The sequence below is a fragment of the Candidatus Cloacimonadota bacterium genome (assembly GCA_019429305.1).
GTDB lineage: Bacteria > Cloacimonadota > Cloacimonadia > Cloacimonadales > JAJBBL01 > JAHYIR01.
On sequence record JAHYIR010000001.1, the window covers coordinates 115,418 to 133,754 of the forward strand.

16 protein-coding genes are annotated in these 18,337 nt (G+C 37.4%); 4 read left to right on the plus strand and 12 right to left on the minus strand.

Going from position 1 to position 18,337, the window contains the following annotated elements; translation table 11 throughout:
• Window positions 1-14: 14 nt before the first annotated feature.
• The 7 genes from gyrB to K0B81_00535 form a co-directional block, all read right to left on the minus strand.
• Window positions 15-1,916: a DNA topoisomerase (ATP-hydrolyzing) subunit B gene (gyrB, locus tag K0B81_00505; GenBank protein MBW6515079.1), complete on the minus strand. Its 1,902-nt coding sequence runs from the start codon at window positions 1,914-1,916 to the stop codon at window positions 15-17.
• Window positions 1,917-1,968: 52 nt separating this feature from the next.
• Window positions 1,969-2,550 (minus strand): PASTA domain-containing protein, encoded by a 582-nt coding sequence (locus K0B81_00510; GenBank protein MBW6515080.1) that lies wholly within the window; start codon window positions 2,548-2,550, stop codon window positions 1,969-1,971.
• 6 nt (window positions 2,551-2,556) lie between these two features.
• The gene (gene rsmB / locus K0B81_00515; GenBank protein ID MBW6515081.1) at window positions 2,557-3,873 is read right to left on the minus strand and encodes a 16S rRNA (cytosine(967)-C(5))-methyltransferase RsmB; all 1,317 of its coding nucleotides are present in this window, start codon (window positions 3,871-3,873) and stop codon (window positions 2,557-2,559) included.
• Window positions 3,873-4,502, minus strand: coding sequence for a Holliday junction branch migration protein RuvA (gene ruvA / locus K0B81_00520; protein ID MBW6515082.1), 630 nt, complete (start codon window positions 4,500-4,502; stop codon window positions 3,873-3,875). Before ruvA ends, rsmB begins: the two co-directional genes overlap by 1 nt.
• A 3-nt stretch (window positions 4,503-4,505) precedes the next feature.
• The gene (gene ruvC / locus K0B81_00525; protein MBW6515083.1) at window positions 4,506-4,985 is read right to left on the minus strand and encodes a crossover junction endodeoxyribonuclease RuvC; all 480 of its coding nucleotides are present in this window, start codon (window positions 4,983-4,985) and stop codon (window positions 4,506-4,508) included.
• The gene (locus tag K0B81_00530; protein ID MBW6515084.1) at window positions 4,982-5,731 is read right to left on the minus strand and encodes a YebC/PmpR family DNA-binding transcriptional regulator; all 750 of its coding nucleotides are present in this window, start codon (window positions 5,729-5,731) and stop codon (window positions 4,982-4,984) included. The genes ruvC and K0B81_00530 overlap by 4 nt, the downstream gene beginning before the upstream one ends.
• A 91-nt stretch (window positions 5,732-5,822) precedes the next feature.
• Window positions 5,823-7,877: an elongation factor G gene (locus K0B81_00535; protein MBW6515085.1), complete on the minus strand. Its 2,055-nt coding sequence runs from the start codon at window positions 7,875-7,877 to the stop codon at window positions 5,823-5,825.
• Window positions 7,878-8,311: 434 nt separating this feature from the next.
• Between K0B81_00535 and K0B81_00540 the strand changes: the two genes are divergently transcribed.
• The 4 genes from K0B81_00540 (at window position 8,312) to K0B81_00555 (ending at window position 10,031) form a co-directional block, all read left to right on the plus strand.
• Complete coding sequence (locus tag K0B81_00540) at window positions 8,312-8,746, plus strand: Hsp20/alpha crystallin family protein (GenBank protein ID MBW6515086.1); 435 nt, start codon at window positions 8,312-8,314, stop codon at window positions 8,744-8,746.
• Window positions 8,747-8,798: 52 nt separating this feature from the next.
• Window positions 8,799-9,227 carry an Hsp20/alpha crystallin family protein gene (locus K0B81_00545; protein MBW6515087.1) on the plus strand — a complete coding sequence of 143 codons (429 nt, stop codon included), beginning with the start codon at window positions 8,799-8,801 and terminating at the stop codon, window positions 9,225-9,227.
• Window positions 9,228-9,293: 66 nt separating this feature from the next.
• Window positions 9,294-9,680 carry an Hsp20/alpha crystallin family protein gene (locus tag K0B81_00550; GenBank protein MBW6515088.1) on the plus strand — a complete coding sequence of 129 codons (387 nt, stop codon included), beginning with the start codon at window positions 9,294-9,296 and terminating at the stop codon, window positions 9,678-9,680.
• A 123-nt stretch (window positions 9,681-9,803) separates the two neighbouring features.
• Window positions 9,804-10,031, plus strand: coding sequence for a NifU family protein (locus K0B81_00555; protein ID MBW6515089.1), 228 nt, complete (start codon window positions 9,804-9,806; stop codon window positions 10,029-10,031).
• A 195-nt stretch (window positions 10,032-10,226) separates the two neighbouring features.
• On the opposite strand, the gene K0B81_00560 is transcribed toward K0B81_00555, so the two are convergent.
• The 5 genes from K0B81_00560 to K0B81_00580 are packed head-to-tail and all read right to left on the minus strand — an operon-like array spanning window position 10,227 to window position 18,198.
• Window positions 10,227-11,984, minus strand: coding sequence for a hypothetical protein (locus K0B81_00560; protein MBW6515090.1), 1,758 nt, complete (start codon window positions 11,982-11,984; stop codon window positions 10,227-10,229).
• Between the two features lie 9 nt (window positions 11,985-11,993).
• Window positions 11,994-15,242: a hypothetical protein gene (locus K0B81_00565; GenBank protein MBW6515091.1), complete on the minus strand. Its 3,249-nt coding sequence runs from the start codon at window positions 15,240-15,242 to the stop codon at window positions 11,994-11,996.
• 25 nt (window positions 15,243-15,267) lie between these two features.
• A complete protein-coding gene (locus K0B81_00570; GenBank protein MBW6515092.1) occupies window positions 15,268-16,233 on the minus strand; it encodes a TIGR01212 family radical SAM protein in 966 nt (321 codons plus the stop codon).
• Window positions 16,233-17,330, minus strand: a complete 1,098-nt coding sequence (locus tag K0B81_00575) for an NAD(P)-dependent glycerol-3-phosphate dehydrogenase (protein MBW6515093.1) — start codon at window positions 17,328-17,330, stop codon at window positions 16,233-16,235. Before K0B81_00575 ends, K0B81_00570 begins: the two co-directional genes overlap by 1 nt.
• On the minus strand, window positions 17,311-18,198 hold the full coding sequence (locus K0B81_00580) for a hypothetical protein (protein MBW6515094.1): 888 nt from the start codon (window positions 18,196-18,198) through the stop codon (window positions 17,311-17,313). Before K0B81_00580 ends, K0B81_00575 begins: the two co-directional genes overlap by 20 nt.
• Window positions 18,199-18,337: the final 139 nt, after the last annotated feature.

Consider the following 18,337-nt stretch of genomic DNA (forward strand, 5'->3'; position numbering starts at 1 on the left):
AATTCTCGTTTCTATTAGATGATATCAAGATTCTGCACATAATGAGCATTGGTCTGGATAAAGTTTCTTCTCGGCTCCACTTCGTCTCCCATTAGAATAGTGAACATTCTGTCTGCTTCGATAGCATCGTCAATCTTTACTGAAACTAGTATCCTCTTACTGGGGTCTAATGTAGTTTCCCATAGCTGTTCAGGGTTCATTTCTCCCAAACCTTTATATCTTTGGATCGCTACCCCTTTTCTATCAATTTCAGTCAATACTTCATCTCGTTCTTTGTCTGAATAGACATACTTTTTCATCTTTCCTTTGCGGATCATATATAGAGGGGGTTTAGCAATATAAATATGTCCTTTCTCTACTAAAGGTCTCATATAGCGGAAGAAGAACGTCAGTAAAAGGGTTGAGATGTGTGCACCATCAACATCAGCATCCGCCATAATGATGATTCTATTATATCGCAGTTTGGAGATATCAAAGTCATCACCAATACCTGCACCCAGAGCAAGTATTATTGGTTGTATTTTATCATTATTGAGTACTCTGTCTATTCTAGCTTTTTCAGTATTCAGCATTTTACCCCAAAGAGGTAAGACCGCTTGAAATGTCCTGTCACGACCCTGTTTTGCCGAACCACCTGCAGAATCTCCCTCCACCAGCAAAATCTCTGTTTTTTCAGGGTCTCGTGAACTACAGTCGGCAAGCTTACCAGGCAAGTTTCCGCTTTCTAATACGGTCTTACGCCTTGTTAGTTCTCTTGCTTTTCTGGCTGCTTCACGAGATCTAGCTCCAAGAATTGCCTTCATGGCAATACTCTTAGCTTCATTAGGATGTTCTTCAAAATACTCCAGCAGTTTCTCTCCTACAATGGAGTTAATAAGTCCATCGACCTCTGAATTCTGTAATTTGGTTTTGGTCTGGCCTTCAAATTGAGGATTGGGTAACTTAACACTAATAATCGCTGTTAATCCCTCTCTGATATCACTACCCTGTGGGGTGATTTTCTCATTTTTTAAAGCATTAAGATTCTTTATATAGGTATTGACTGCTCTGGTAAGAGCTGTTTTAAAACCACTGAGATGAGTTCCACCTTCTATAGTATTGATATTATTAGCAAAACTAAGAATGTTTTCCTGATAACCGTCATTATATTGTAAAGAAACCTCAAATGCAATTCCGTCTTTTTCACCAAAGATGTAGACAGGGTCTTTAAAGAGATTCTTTTTGCTTTCGTTCAGATAAGTAACAAAAGATACGATTCCACCTTCATATTGAAAATCATGTGATTTCTCACTGTTTTCATCTTTTAACAATATTCTTACTCCTCTGTTAAGGAAAGCTAATTCCCTTAAACGAACAGCTAAATATTCAAAATTGAACTCTACAGTCTCGAAAATAGTAACATCAGGTTTAAAGGTCGTTAATGTACCTGTTTTATTGGTTTTACCTATAATTTCGACATCTTTGGTTGGTATACCGCAAGAATATGTTTGGTGATAAATATTATCATTCTTAAAGACTTTTACCTCCATGAAATCAGAAAGAGCATTTACTACCGAAACGCCTACACCATGCAAACCACCGGATACTTTATATGTTTTATGATCGAACTTTCCTCCAGCGTGGAGAACGGTCATAACAACTTGTAAAGCTGAAACATTCGATTCTTTATGCGTATCTACCGGTATTCCTCTTCCATTATCTTCAATACTGACCGAACCGTCTTTATTGATAGTGACTTCAATTTTATCACAGAATCCGGCTAATGCCTCATCAATGCTGTTATCAACTACTTCATAGACGAGATGATGTAATCCTCTTTCACCTATACCTCCAATATACATGGTCGGTCTTTTGCGGACAGCTTCCAAACCCTTCAGTACTTTAATACTTGTTGCTGTGTAATCCTGTGGAATCATACTTTCTCCTTCCTCTTATCCTCTTTTTAAAAATCTTTATCATAAAATTTCATTATTCGTCTGTACCTTCTAGGATGCTTCTGTAGTGATCTCTCCTTTGAGAAGCATCGGGTAATATCCCTAAACTAATCACGATATCAACACTGCTACCCCGAGGTATAAAATCGTCAGCTATAGGTTGAGAATAGATAATTCGATCTCTAACAACTTCGTTAGAATAACGAAATGTCTTCTCACCAAGCTTTAATCCACTATTTTCCAACCTAATCTTTGCTTCCAGTTCGGTGATGTTATCAAGATAAGGTACTCTGACCAGTTCAGGACCTTTACTAACAACTACTTCTACTGTACGGTTGATTTTCGTAGGTTTATTTGGTGCTGGAGACTGAGAAATAATTCTGTTTTGAGCTATTTCATCATCATGTCTCAACTCTACTTGTTGGACATATAGATTAAGATCCATACAGGTTTTCCTGGCCACATCGAAAGGGAGATTAATTATATCCGGTACAATAACCTCATTTCCAGTTCCTACAACAATTGACATCAGGATATTAACTCCAAAGAAACCGATTATGAATAATAGAACTAAAATGCCTGCTGATATTAATAGAGATTTGATTTTAAATGCCATAATACTCTATCCTTGTTTTTGCATTTTTGCGGCAAAAGCGCCATCAATACTATCCCGTTGAGGGAATGTTTTAAGAAAACCGTTCTCAATAAAGTTAGCCGGGACGGTTTTATGATTGGTTATTAACTTAAAATTTTTGTTTTGTTGGAGAAACTTTTCGACCTGGTTTTCATTCTCTTCATGATTCATAGTACAGGTACTATAGATTAAAAACCCACCTTTTTTCACAAATTGAGCTCCCACTTCCAAGGCATTATCCTGAAGCTTGAGTAATGTTTTCATATCCTGATTATTTTGCCAGCGTAATTCTGCTTTTTTCTGAAAAATTCCCCAACCGGAACAAGGGACATCAAGAAGTACCCTATCATAAGCAGGAGCAATAGGACCAAATTTAAAAGCATCTTCTGTGACGATAATCATGTTAGTTATCTGTAGACGATGAATTGCCTGTTTTATCTTCTTGGATTTTTGCGGGAATTTATCAACAGCAACAACTTCGCCAGTATTATTCATTAACTCGGATATGTAAGTACATTTTCCACCTGGTCCAGCAAAGAGGTCCAATATGTTTTCATCCTCTTGAGGGTCTAATAACTCTACCACCATAGCTGATGAAGCATCTTGTACTGAGTAATAACCCTCTTCGAAAGAAACATCTCTCAAAATATTCTGTCCGAAATCAGTTTGAAAGACATTAGGTGAAGCATTTGTTTGATTAATCTTAATATCTTTTCTTTCAAAATATCTTCTGAATCGTTCTTTATCTGTTGCCATTCTATTGATGCGCAAGGATAGCTTAGGAATATAATTAAAATAGTGGCAGAGCTTCTCTGTTGATTCTTCACCCCAATACTCTATCCATTTTTCAATCAACTCTATAGGATAAGATAGTTCATAGGATATTCTTTCGGTAAAACTGGCAGGATATTCAATATCAGGATTTCGTAAAAATGAACGGAGAACAGCATTAACAAAATCAGCGATTTTAGTATTAAATAATCCCTTCGCTAGCTCAACAGTTTCATCAACTGCAGAATGATCAGGAACAGACTTACAATATAGAGTCTGAAAGAGTCCCAAGTAAAGAAGACTTTTAATTTTCAGATCTGTTTGAGCATACTTGTCCTTATCAGTTAGAGAAGCAGCTATATAATCAAGATTTCTCTGCATTTTAATAGTTCCCTTTACCAGATGATAGAGGAAGTTCCTCTCATTACAGGTCTTGAATCTATTCAATTTCTGCTCTAAGAGACGGTCTGAATGATGATGATCCTTCAAGACCTTATAGATAATATTATATGCTTCTTTCCTTACTAAATCCATTATTTATTCTTCTTCTTACCTGTATAACGATTTTTATATAGATATTGAATCGTCTTTTTTATTAATTCTTCAGAAGTTATTATATCTTGTTCATCTTTTAAAAGCTGTTCCAGGGCAATACTAATATCCGGTTGTTTATATCCGAGTGTTATCAAAGCAGTTTCAGCTTCAATAAGGAGCTTGTCAACACCTTCGACAGCACTGTCAGAAATAGTAAAGATCTGCATGGTTGTTAATTTGTCTTTTAGTTCTAAGATAAGACGTTGAGCAGTCTTTTTACCTAAACCGGGAACGATAGTCAAAGCATTGTCATTCTCTGTACGGATTGATTTTATGAATGTTTGAATAGTCATTGCCGAGAGTACAGAAAGGGCGATTTTAGGTCCTATACCGCTAATAGAGATAAGCAAGCGAAATAGCTCTCTTTCTTCATTAGTATAAAAACCATAGAGTTTCAGATCATCATCTGATACAACCAGATGAACTAAGAGTTTAGTCTCCTCTTGTAATTTACCCAATCTTTCATAAGTACTGAGCGGTATCCTAACATCATAACCGATACCGTTACAATCAAGAACGATCTTCATCGGTGTCTTTTCTGCCAGCTTGCCATTTATAAATGAGAACATCTTCTAATTCCTAAATCTTTCGTTGTTATAGAGAGCATAAGCTACCGCTAAGGCATCTGCTGCATCATCAGGCAGGTTGTCTATCTTGATACCCAGTAATTTTGGCAGCATATACTGCACCTGTTGTTTTGAAGCATTACCATTTCCGGTCACTGCTTTTTTTACCTCACGGGGAGAAAATTCCATGAAAGGTATCTTTTTCTGAGCTATTGCTAAAAGAATCGCACCCCTGACATGACCTAATGTAAATGCTGACTGAATATTCTTGCCGTAGAAAATACTTTCAATACCGACTTTATCAGGTTTATTTTCATCTAACAAAGCTAGGATCTTATCATAGATAACTTCTATTCGTTCCGCTAATGCAGAAGAGGGATTTAGCTTGATTATGTCATAACCGACTGCAATAATCTTTCGTTTCTCTGTCTCCAATATCCCATACCCACAGAATCTACTGCCGGGGTCAATTCCTAAAAAAATCAATTCTCAGCCAACCTGTTTAGTATCTCATCTGATATCTTATAATTAGAATACACTTTCTGGACATCATCTAAATCTTCCAGATGATCTATCAGTTTGATCAGTTTTTCAGCAACATCGTTAGCATCAATTGTTGTTGTTGGAGTACGGGTCAATTCTGCTTCCCTGATTATATAACTATTCTTTTCAAAATAGCTTAAGACAACATGAAAGTCAGGGACACTTGTATATACATAAAGAATACCATCTTCATATTCAGCATCCTCAGCACCGGCATCGAGAGCCACCATGATAGCATCATCCTCATTCATATCAGGAGCTTCTACCTCGATGTATCCTTTCTGATGAAACATCCATGAAACGGCTCCGCTCTCCGCTAAAGAGCCACCATATTTGGTAAAAGTATGTCTTACTTCAGCTACGGTGCGATTCTTGTTATCTGTCATAACCTCAACTAAGATCGCTACCCCGTTATGACCATATCCTTCGTAGGTGTATTCTTCATAGGTTGTACCTGCAATCTCACCCGTTCCTCGTTTGATTGCCTTCTCAATATTATCTTTGGGCATATTAGCGTTACGGGCAGCAGATACTGCAGCACGAAGGCGCGGATTGGTGTTTACATCACCAGAACCATTTCTGGCTGCAGTTATAATTTCTCTCGTCAAACGAGTAAATAATCTTCCCCGTTTTGCATCAGCAGCACCCTTTTTATGTTTGATGGAACTCCACTTATTGTGTCCTGACATATTTTGTCTACTCCTTACTTAAATCATCTACCTTACCTTGATTAATCCGACTTTTTAATCTGGGAAAAACAAGGAAAAACTTTATTGATTGCTATTCACTCTCTTGATATGTTGCTATAACCTTTTCTGCAACCTCATCAGGAAGCTTCTCATAGTGTGAAAACTTTTGATTAAACCTACCTCGACCCTGGGTGAGTGATTTCAAATTAGGGAAGTAGGAAAAAAGTTCTGAAAGCGGAAGATGAGCATTTAGGATCTGTTTCTTACCTTTCTGTTCCATACCGAGGATTTTACCTCGGCGAGTGGAAACATCTCCCATTACATCACCCATATACTCACTAGGAATGATTATCTGAACTTCATGGATTGGTTCCAGGATTATCGGTCTGGCTTCTTTAAACCCCTTTTTCAATGCTTGTGAAGCCGCTAGTTTAAAAGCAAGCTCTGATGAGTCCACATCATGATAGCTACCAAAATAGCAATCTATAAAGATATCTACTACCTGATAACCCGCTATGATCCCTTTCTGCATTGTTTCGACTACACCTTTCTCAACTGCCGGGATATACTTGCTGGGGATGGTACCGCCAACTATCGAGTTTATGAATTCAAATCCCTCTCCACGTTCTTTGGGACCAATTCGGAAATGGACATGGCCATATTGTCCCCTACCACCGGATTGTTTCTTATGCTTATATTGAACATCAGATTTACCCATAATTGTTTCTTTATATGGGATCTTGGGGTCATTTAGTTCAGTCTCTATCTTATAACGATTTTTTAATTTCTTCTGTACCATACCGATCTGTAATTCCCCAATACCAGAAAGGACATTTTCAAGAGTTTCTTTATTCAATTCAAATCTTAGAGTTGGGTCTTCGTCGATCAACTTGGTTAATGCTGACCCTATTTTATCTTCATCACTCTGGTTAACGGCCTTGATTGTCTTCCAGTAGACTGGAGTTGGTAAGGCAGGTTGGATAAAACGACGCTTACTATTTGAATCGGTTATTGTATTAAAACTCCGGGCAACCTTCAGTTTTACTAAAGCACCAATATCTCCTGCTTTAAGCTCTGATGCTTCATTACGGTGTTTGCCCAATAGATAATACATTGAACCGATCTTGTCTTTATTGTCTTTTTCAGGCACGAAAACATCCATACCAGACTTCAAAGTACCTGAAAGAACTCGCACATAACCAATATCACCGGTAACCGGATCAGCTACAGATTTGAAAAGATAAGCTAATAGCGGACCGCTTTCTGAGCAGGTTAACTCCTTCTCTACACTGTTCTCTAAAGCAACTATCTTGTCCTTATCTGCCGGTGAAGGAAGGTAATCAACAAAGCTATCTAATAAAGGTATTATCCCTATCTCTGTCCCAGCTGAACAACAAAACGCCGGTATTAATTGTCCTTGAGCCAATCCTTTGCGCAACCCATCTTGAATCTCTTGATCAGATAAAGCACTACTTTCTAAATATTTATCGAGCAAAGCTTCGTCTGTCTCAGCTATCGCTTCCAGAAGCTGGAGTTTGGCTGTAGAAGCATTATCCTTCATGTTATCAGGGATTTCGACATAGCTTCCTTTTATATAGGCTTTGTTTTTTACTAAATCAATTACACCTTCAAAAGTGTTTTCCTTACCAATGGGAATAACTACCGGTATCGGTGTTATGCCTAAGTTCTCTTTAATTAACTCAAGAGTTTTTTCAAAATCGGCATGCTCATTATCCATGCGGTTGACAATTATTACGGTTGATAAATTTTTTCGATCTGAAAGCTGTTCTAAAGTCTGTTCCAAGCCAACTTCAAAACCACCTGCAGCATTGGCTACGATAGCAACACTATCTGCTGCAGTAGCTCCTGATATCTGCTCTCCAATAAAATCTGCTGTTCCTGGTGTATCTATCAGATTGATCTTATGATTTTTCCAAGTAAAATGAGCTATGCTCAGAGTTAGAGACATACCTTTATTTATCTCTTCAGGGTCAAAATCCATTACTGTATTCCCTTCTTCTACTCTTCCTATTCTACTCGTAGCTTTAGCTTGAAACAACAAGTGCTCAGCTAATGTCGTTTTTCCAGCTCCACTCGCTCCTACAAAAGCGATATTCCGTATCTGTTTCATCTCATTACTTTTCATAATTCCCCCGTTGCAATTTATTATTCAAACTTTAATCAAACAATTAAAACACCTGTTTCTTGTCAATAGAAAGATATGCTTATAAACCCTTTATTTTCTATACTCTCATCATTTTTTTACTTCATTTTTTCGTTCTGAGATTATAGTAGCGTAAATAATTGGCAGACAATGATTTATGACGGTATCTTCTCTGTTGAACTGCTGTGGTTCTTTTTGCTCTTTTTCAGAACAAAAAAAACTGGTTAAAAGAATACTTTTTCAAGTTGAAAAGAAAAGCCAATAGATAATTATTTGCATATTATTCGAAGCTCTTTTAGAATGCAACCCCGGCAATAAATTAGCACTCTATGAAAATGATTGCTAATTTTTTCTTGCTTTTTTTTGAGGACTGATTATTTTATCTATGGAAACAAAATCAAAAGGAGGTAAGAAAAATGAGACTACCAATATTAAGACGAGATGAACGACAAGTTGATAGTCGTCCTATGCGTTCAATGATTGATGATTTCTTGAATAACGCTTTTTTCGAGCCGGAACTTACTGAAACAAAGATGATGGCAATGGATGTCATTGAGCGAGATAACGAATTTGTCTTAACTGCTAATTTACCCGGTATCAAGAAGAATGATATCAGAGTTTTTGTAGAAGGAGACAGTCTAATAATTGAAGCAAAACGAGCCGAAGAGAAAGAAGAGAAGAGCGAGACGATGTATAGATGTGAACGTTATCAGGGTGATTATCGCAGGGTATTTTCAGTTCCTGAGAATTGGGATTACGAGAAGATAAACGCCAAATATGAAGATGGAGTGTTACAACTGACAGTACCCAAAAAGCAGATACAACCTGAAAAAGAGATCACGATCAAATAAAGTGGCATAGAGAATCAACTACATTAACAAATTACTTAACAAGGAGGTTAATATGTTACTTTTAGTTTATCGACCAAGTAGCGAATTATTTCCGCAAATCTCATCTTTGTTGAGCGATTTTATGAATAATGCCTATCCTATGACAACTGAAAGAGAAGGGATAATGATGCCGATGGATTTGTATGAAACAGACAAGGAATTTCTACTTCTGGCAAATTTTCCCGGTTTAAGAAAAGAGGATGTTAAGATATCAGTTGATAAGAACACCCTATCTATAGCTGGTAAAAACCGGGAAAAGGAACAAAAAGTAGAAGGGACTATTTATCGTGATGAACGTTACAAAGGTGATTATCATCGTACGATATCTTTTCATATACCGGTCAACTTTGATGAGATCCAGGCAAAGCTGGAAGACGGTATTTTAAGAATTAGTATTCCGAAAGAAGAAGTAAAGCCCAAAAAAGAGATTTCGATCTCATAACTTATAGTTAAGGAGGTTATTATGGATTTTCTAACGACAAGAACGACAAGAGACCTGTTTCCTTTAATGTCTTCTCTGTTCGATGATTTTTTGAGTAATGCCTTTACAGAGGAACAAACCGAGGCAAACAAAATGATGCCGATGGATGTTTCTGAACGTGTCAAAGAGTTTGTTATTCGAGCAAATATGCCTGGTATTAAAAAGGAAAATATCAAGATTTCTGTTTCCAATAACAATGAGCTTACTATCGAAGGTAAGCAGGAATCGGAGAAATCAGAGAAGAATGAAACAGTCTTTAGATATGAGAGATATAAAGGGAATTATCGCCGTTCGATCAGCTTACCGGAAGTTTGTGATATTGAGAAAGTAGAAGCAAAATTAGAGGATGGTGTTTTGACGCTGTTAATACCAAAAAAGGAACCATCTCCGGTAAAAGAGATCAAGATTGGTTAAATCTCTCATCTAAGCAATAAAGACCGCAGATAAGACTATTTCTTAACTGCGGTCTTTTTATAATTTTCTTTACGAAATCTATTAACTAAAAAATAGTACCAAATAATCATAAATGGAGGAGTCATGATAGAAAAAGAGAAAGTGGAAGAAGTATTGAATCTCGTAAGGCCATCTATTCAATCAGATGGAGGCGATGTAGAACTCGTCAAGATCAGAGAGGATAATGTAATAGAAGTTAAGCTAAAAGGTGCCTGTGGTACATGCCCTATGGCTATCTATACTTTGAAAGCTGGTATTGAGAGAGTTATGAAAGAAAGAATCCCGGAAGTTAAAGAGGTCATTTCTGTATAATCTGTCTCAATAGAGTACAAGAGCATGAAGATTATTGCTTAATTAAATAAGAACAGCCCATTTTAGAAATATTCCCAATAAGACCAGATCAGTAATTTTCCCAATAATTAATAGTATAAGAAGGATAAAAATAAACAAAAATGGGATCTGGGTTAGATTAAAGAAGTTGTTCAATGTAGTGAGGATGAATGTCAATTAATCTGGTCTTCTAACTGTTGCCGGTGGTCGTGAAGTTAGCAACAACCGGAATTTAGGGGAAAAAATATGGGTTGGATTGTCTTTTAGAAAATTGGTCAGTAAATCACGATATTCAAGATGCTCCTTTCTTTTTATCTCCGCAAGTCTTATTAAGGCATATCCGGCAAGAGTGTCGTCTCTGAAATCATGAGAAAAGAGAGTTTCAGCCAGTTCTGTATCACCGGCTTCTAATGCCCATTGTCCGGAAATAAGGATGATCTCCTCATCAATAATGTTGCTATCTATTTCTAACAACTTGTTCAAAGCTTCTCTATCCCTATAGACACTTTTAGTTCTATATGCTTCCAAGAAAATATTTCTCACCGAAGGGTACATCTCGTTAAGTATTACTGTTAAGAAGAGTGCTTCATTAGTCAAATCGCTTCCTGGCATACTGATGATCATCTCTGTTAGAAGTGAATCAGAGGGAGTACTTTCTCTCATTAGGGCAAGCATATACTTATAATAATGACTCATATTGGTAATTTGTGAGCCGGATTGTTCATCCTGCAGAATATTCTGTAAGCGATTGTCTGCTTGTTGATAATTTTCTGACATAATCAGATAATGAACAATCTTCAGATCAACCTCTTTCTGTTCATTACGGTTGAAGGCGAATGTTTTAGCATCTTCGAAATGACGAATGATCTCATCTTGGGATTTTTCAAGCCGGATAGCAATATCGGCTAATAACTCTCTTGCTTGACGGTTTGCTCTTGTTCGAAAGCGTAACTGTCTATCCTGTATTCTTCTGTCTGTTACAATCTCTGTTAATATCTGTTCAGCTTCAGATAACTGATTAACACTGATATAAAGTAGAGCTATCTTAATGCCTACATCGGCTGATTTGATAGGATCTTGAATGGTGTTTCGATATTGTTCATAAGCTTGTCTTGCCAGATCTATTCTTCCGGCAGAGAAGAGCTCATCGGCAAACTGGTTTAATTTTTCCGGCTCTAATCTTTGATATATCTGGAAAGCTTCTTCATAATTCTCGATATGTGCTAAAGACAGGGCATAGAGTTCCAGCATAGTTTCATTATCAGATGAAGATAATGACCTTTCCAGAGTTCTGATCTGATTACTATCTTCGTTGAGAATGTCTTTGATACGATTCGTCACAAAAAAGAGGAAACCACTATTTCGTTCCAAATGTTTAATATATTCTTGAACGGAGTTGTCATATTGCTCCATATTTTCATAGTTTCTTGCCATTTCCAGAGCAAACAGATGATCATCTCTCGTATTTCTGCGTGCTAATTGTAATACTTCAATTGCTGTATCGAATTGTCTTCCTCGTTCATAGATGCTGGCAAAATCACGGTATAAGTTAACTACTCCAGGATTATCCCTTAAGTAATTCAAGCCGAGCTGTCTTGCTTGGTTGGCTTCCCCTTTACGAATAGCCAGAATTATTTGATGTTGAGTTAGAATCTGTGGCGTAAAAAGATTATTATACTGATCAAGAACTCTTGATGCTTCTTCAATTCTGTTTACATTTACTAATGTATTGAAAAAGCCGGAAACTATCTCTTCATCATCGGGGTATCTTTTAAGCAAGTCCTCATAGATACTAATTACTTGAGTAAATTCTCTGCGTGCTTCTAATCTTCTTATTTGATTAAGCATCACTTGCCTATGATCATACTGACCAAAGAGCATAGTAGTGACAATTAAGATAATTGTAAACAAACTGATAATTTTGGTTCTTAACATATCTTTGATTTATTCCCTTTCCAATGCTTTGATATTTATCAAGCGGAGATATTCTCTGATCAATTCTTGATATTCCGGTGGATAGTTTCTGTAATTCTCTTCTAAGAGGGCTCGTTGTCGAAGTCTCTGAAATTCTTGTTGGATATCAGGTGGTAGGGTCCAATCTTCTTCTTCTCTCGTTTCTCCTCGTCTCTGTCGTGAAAATTCTCTCTGATTTATTGATTTCTGAGCATCGAGCATTCTCGATAAGATTCTCTCCTGTTGTCTGATTAACGATTCATCCAATCTGTTTTGTCTTAGCTGTCTGGCAACGGACTCTAATTCTTCGATAAGCTGATTAATCGCATTTGCTTGTCTTTGGGCTTCCGGATTAGTCTCTAATAAACGACGGAGATTCTCAGCGAGTCTTTCTTCATCACGGGCGAGTCTCTGCATCTGCTGTCTCATCTCTTGAGAGTATCCATCGGTACCACCCATCTGGTCTAATAGCTGCTGAGTTATCATGTTCATTGCCATCTGTTCTTGTCCCATCATTTGCATTGCTTGCATCATACTTTCCATACCACCACCAGGACCTTGTTGTGAGTCCATATTGTTCAGGGTTTGCATGAGATTAAAGATCATTAGGTTCATTCCTTTCTGAACATTGTTAAGATGGGTTCTGATGTTTGGATTTCTGGTATTGATGATCTGATTGAACATCTCACGGTATGCAGTCAGGGTCATATCGGCATCCATGATAAACTTGGGTGTAATATAGAGTATTATCTGCGGAGAACTATATAAGAGCTGCAGAGCTATTTGGACAGCATCATATCCGGCTATTAAATCGGGATAGATAGGGAAGGGGTCTTGAGCCAATCTTTGTGTTGTATTTTGATGTTCTTCTGAGAGAGCAAGAAGTCGTCTGATAGTGTCTTGTATTACTGAAGCCATTTCAGACATGCTCCCGGTCATCATTGATTCAGCCATATCACTCAGCTTTTGTGACATCTTCTGCATCTTCTGCAATGCCTGTTGCTGACTAGAAACAGCAGAACTCATCTGTTGATTCTGTAACGATTGCATACTCTCTTCTAAATCTTCCTCGAGGTTATCTGCTTGCATCTGTTCTTGCAATTCACTCAGAGCATCTTTCAGAGCACGATCCTTTTCTTCATCCAACATATCCATCGTCTCTTGCAGTTGATCTTTTAATGCATCGAGTTTATCCTTGATAGTATCCTGTTCTTGAGCAAGTTTGTCTCCATCAGCACCCTCTTGCTGAGTCCTATCTAAAAGCGCTTCCTGCATTTGTTCCATCTCTTGGGATATTGCTAATGCTTTTTGAATACTCTGTTCTTTCTTGATGTTTTCCAAGAGATCGATAGTGTTTTGCAGTTTGCGATCAAATTCTTCCATAGAGAACTTAAGGTTCTCCATTGCTTTGAGAAGATCTTCACGGCTCATTTCTTCCATTGCCTGACGCATTTTTTCCATAGCATCTCTTAGGCGTTCATCTGCAATTTCTTCCATTAAATCTCGGATGCGTTCCATTTTTTCCAGAGTTTCTTGGGAGAGTGAGGGGTTATCTTCAAACTTTTCTAACAATTGTTGATACTCGTCGGCTATCTTATCGATCTGTTGATTTAGATCATCCTGTCGCTGGAGGAACTGTTCTAATTCCTGTCTATCTTCCCAGTCGAATTCTTCGCGCTTCATCATCTCACGCCTTTTTTGTTCAAATTCTTGCTGTAGTTCTCTGGATATTTCAATGCTTCTGCGGAAGGATTCCATCTTCATCTCCTCTTCCCGCTCAATTTCAGCAAAGATCTCTTCAATAGATGGGAAACGGAGTACATAACGCTGACTGGTTGCAGTCTGAGGTGTGGGAGCGTTATCTGATATCTCTACCCAGTAAACTATTCTATCTCCGGGTAACATATATGTACCTGAGAGATCAAGGACATAATCTTGTTCTATTGTATTACCCGCTATTCTCTCACGTAGGGTCTGAACGATTGGTTCATTTTCATTGATATGGTAGTGAAGTTTCAAGTTTTTTAATCCAAAATCATCAGTAGCAAAGAACTTCATTCTCTGCATCATGTTCTGTGTGAAGATCGTATCTCTACCCGGATAGATAATCTTGATCTCCGGTACCTTATCAGGGATAACCGTTATCGGTCTCTCCAAGCGTCTAGATTGGTTTCCTAAGAAGTCGGTTAGAAGAAGATGATAGGTACCACTATTTTGCAGAGTAAAACCACCCTCAAAAACAGTTCTTCCTAATCTTTCCATCGTGATAAGTGAACCGTCAGAGAAAATGAGCAACGCCTCTTCCAAAGGATTATTAGTTTCGATCTCAATAGTTACTCGTGTATTTATCAAACCTCGGATATTACCACTGCTCTGATATTCTGTTTCCGGCTCTAATCCTGAATATGCCGGATAATTATAACGCAGGGTTATATCACGAACAGAAGGTTCTTCAAAAACCTGGACGTAAAAAGTATCAGATACGGCATGGGGTGTAGTTACATAATAGTGAAATGAGAAATCGGGATTACTGAAAGTTTTTTTATTTTGATAGAGGGCTTCTGAACGCCAGATATCATTACTCTTAAAATATAGAGTATGGGTGAGATTCGGTTCGGGATCAATAACTTCTATAGTTAGAGGTGTGTTTCGGAGTATGGAGATATCACCCGGAGAAACAATTACATAATCACGAAATGAGGGCTGGGGCATTTTGTTAGAAGAGAAAAAGTGCCATGAATCGCGATAAGTAGAAGGACTAATCAGTAAGAAGATGAAAGTAATGATAACGCTAATAAGGAATGGAGTAAAGGCATTCTTTAGTTTTGATTTGTCCGGTTCAATTTTTTGTGATTCAGCTCTTTGATTAGCTCCATAATAGATTAGCTCTAAGACATCTTTATCTTTCTCACTACTCTCTTCCCATAACTCAAGAGCGTTTTGATAAGTATCATTTTTATCTTCATTAAAGTTATCTATAAATCTGGCTGCTCGATGTTGGTTGATCAATTGATTATTTGTCTGCAACACAAAGTAGATAATGATCAGTCCTAAGAAGATTTTCAGACTTAATCCAAAGACAAAAAGCTCAAAGAATCGTTCGGTTGTAAAAATATGAAAAACAAAGAATAGATTTACCAGTATAAGGTAGAGAGCAACTAATAGTAACAGATTCTTACTAATTAGTAATTGGTTGTATTTATCTCGGTATTTTTTGATAACTCTTTGAAACTTGTTCATCATTCTATAACAACTTGGTTAATCATCAGTTTAAGGCGATTTTCTGTTTTTCATCTGATGCAAACGAGATAAATGGTCTGTCTGTTGCTATCCCCTGCACAATACTATTCTCATTCAGATAAGCATTTAACTTATTCAGCCACTGTCTCTTAATACCGGGAAAGGGGTTAAGAGCAAGATTGCTTCTGTTAACATTAGAAGTGAACAATCTACTGATTACTTTATCTCCCTTAGTATGTTGCAACAGAGTTCCCAAGAGAGTGATGTATTCATTTAGCTTGGGAATAGTGTTTATGACTTCCTGAGGGAAAGAGGCAAGCTTGGTATCTTTGTAAACCACTAGATTGTGGAACTTTATTTGAGTTATTATATCCTTGTTATTAATATAACGGATAGTAGAGAGCATATCATCTAAAGATTCACCGGGAATACCAAGAATAACATGTACTCCGGTCTCAATCTCATAGTTCTCGCATAACTTGATAGCTCTTTCAAAATCTCTCATACTATGTCCTCTGTTGAGTAAATCCAAACTGCTCTGATGAATGCTCTGTAAACCAATCTCCAAAAAAATATCTCCCTGAAGATCTTTCAACATCTCCATTATTTCTTCATTCAAAAAATCAGGTCTGGTAGAAATGATCAAACCTTTGATTTCACTATGTTTTAACGTATTATCAAAGATTTGTTTCAGTTCTTGCAGATCACCAGCTGTTGAAGTATCATGCTGAAAATAGGCAAGAATTCCAACATCTCCACAACCTTTCTTTACCTTGGGAATTAACAGATCGAGTTGTGATTCAGGATTATTACTATCGCTTTGGATCTGATCTGTATAGGTTTCCGGTAAACAGAAAATACAACCGTCATTATTTTCTCGATGAGGACAAGCTATGCCAGTAGAAAGACCAACCCGAAAAGTTCTGGTTCCATACTGTTGTTTTAAATAAGTACCATAGGTGTTGATCCTTTCTTCCAACCGTTTATTCATCAATCCTCTTCTTTCAATTCTCGTGTCATTAGATCATATATTGCCTGTTGAGGAGATTTATCATTGAATAATACCTGGTATATCTGTTCTGTAATAGGCATTAGAACATTTTTCTGTTTCTTGAGTTGATAGATTGACTTAGTAGTCTTTACACCTTCAGCTACCATAGTCATAGAAGCTAAAATATCTGGGAGCTTTTTGCCTTTTCCTAATTGATAGCCGACGTAACGGTTACGGCTATGAGTACTGAAAGCTGTAGTTATCAAATCTCCAATACCTGATAACCCATTAAATGTATTGGGATCAGCTCCCATCACATCACCTAATCTTCTGATCTCTGCCAGTCCTCTGGTTAACAATGCTCCCTGAGTATTATCTCCTAAACCAAGTCCACTCACAATACCCGAGGCAATGGCAATAATGTTTTTTACCGCACCACCGAGTTCTACTCCAATGATATCATTGCTTCTATATATTCGAAAGAATTCATTACTGATCAGTTCCTGAGTATATGTCAGGCTTTCTTCATTTTCTCCGGCTAAAACTACAGTAGTAGGTATTCTGCGAGCTACTTCTTCGGCATGGCTCGGACCGGAAAGGGAAGAGATTAGATGACCAAATTGAGATGGTATTTGAGATGCTATGACTTCAGACATTCTCAACATACTGTCCTCTTCTATCCCTTTCGCCAAATTCACTATACTTTGCAGAGAGTTAAGATTCTCCAGAAATGGTGCAGTTTGAGCAGCAACACCTCTCATAGTATGTGAAGGAACAGCAAAGATAAGGATATCAGGATTTTTTGTAAATACATCTGACATCTTAGAAGAGATTAAGATTTGGGGGTCTATTTTTATATCCGGTAAGAGTTTTTTATTATAACCGGTCTCTTTGATTTCTTCTACATAGAGCGGATTATATTCCCAAAGAGATACCTCTGTGCCATTATAGACCATTAAAGAGGCAAAAGCTAATCCCCAACTTCCTCCCCCGATTATTACTCCTCGTGGCACTATACCTCCAACGATTTTCTCTGATGATATATAATCTGAATACTTTACATTATTGAAAATAGGATCAATCCTTCTCTGTAACATATTTCAAGGCAAGATTATGTCCGTCCCCTGCAGATACATCGACAAAATTGTTTCCCAGAATAATGCTTGTCTGATCGTGTCTGTTATCACCCCAAGGTTGAACAGTACCGTCTCTCTTAAGAGCTATACTATGATATCTGCCGGCAGAGATTTTTGTAAAACTGCTACTTGAGGGTGTATCACACTGATTATAATCATTATCGCCCCAAGCAATGAGGGTTCCATCCTTTTTCAAAGCCAGACTATGGTACTCTCCTGCTGATATTACCGTGTAGTTATTACCATAAGGAACATCACACTGTCCGACATTATTAAGACCCCAAGCAACAATAGAACCATCTTTCTTTAAGGCAAGACTGTGATATCTACCTGCGGCAATAGCAGTAAAGTCTCTTCCTTCAGGAATATTTAATTGGTTGAAGAAATTAGCTCCCCAAGCTACTATGCTGCCGTCTGCTTTCAAAGCCAGACTATGTCCGTCACCGACAGCTATGGCAACAAAAAGATTTCCATCAGGAACTTCTAATTGTCCATGTCCGTTATCATTTCCCCATGCTACAAGAGTGCTGTCAGCTCTCAGGGCAAGATGATTCTGCCAACCGGCATCTATGGCAATAAAATCATATCCTTGTGGTGTGATATCGAAATTTTCTTCCCCCCACATAACAATACTACCATTTTGCCTCAATGCTAAATTGTTGAGCATGCCGGCAGAGATCTTAATAAAATCATTACCATCAGGCGTTTGTAACTGATTGTGATCATTAGCTCCCCAGGCAATTATTTGCCCCGGCTTTTGACGATCCCTCGAGCAGGAAAAGGTTACAAGCAAGATCAATAATGAAATTAGGTAAATTTTATTCTTCATAACTATTAGTTACTCCTTAAAGGTTTGAAAAATCATTCTATCGATTAGGATAGGGATTATTCATTAATTGAAATCAATCCAACAGCAATATTTTATGTGTCAATGATAATCTGATTTTATTTAACATAGTTTTAATCTA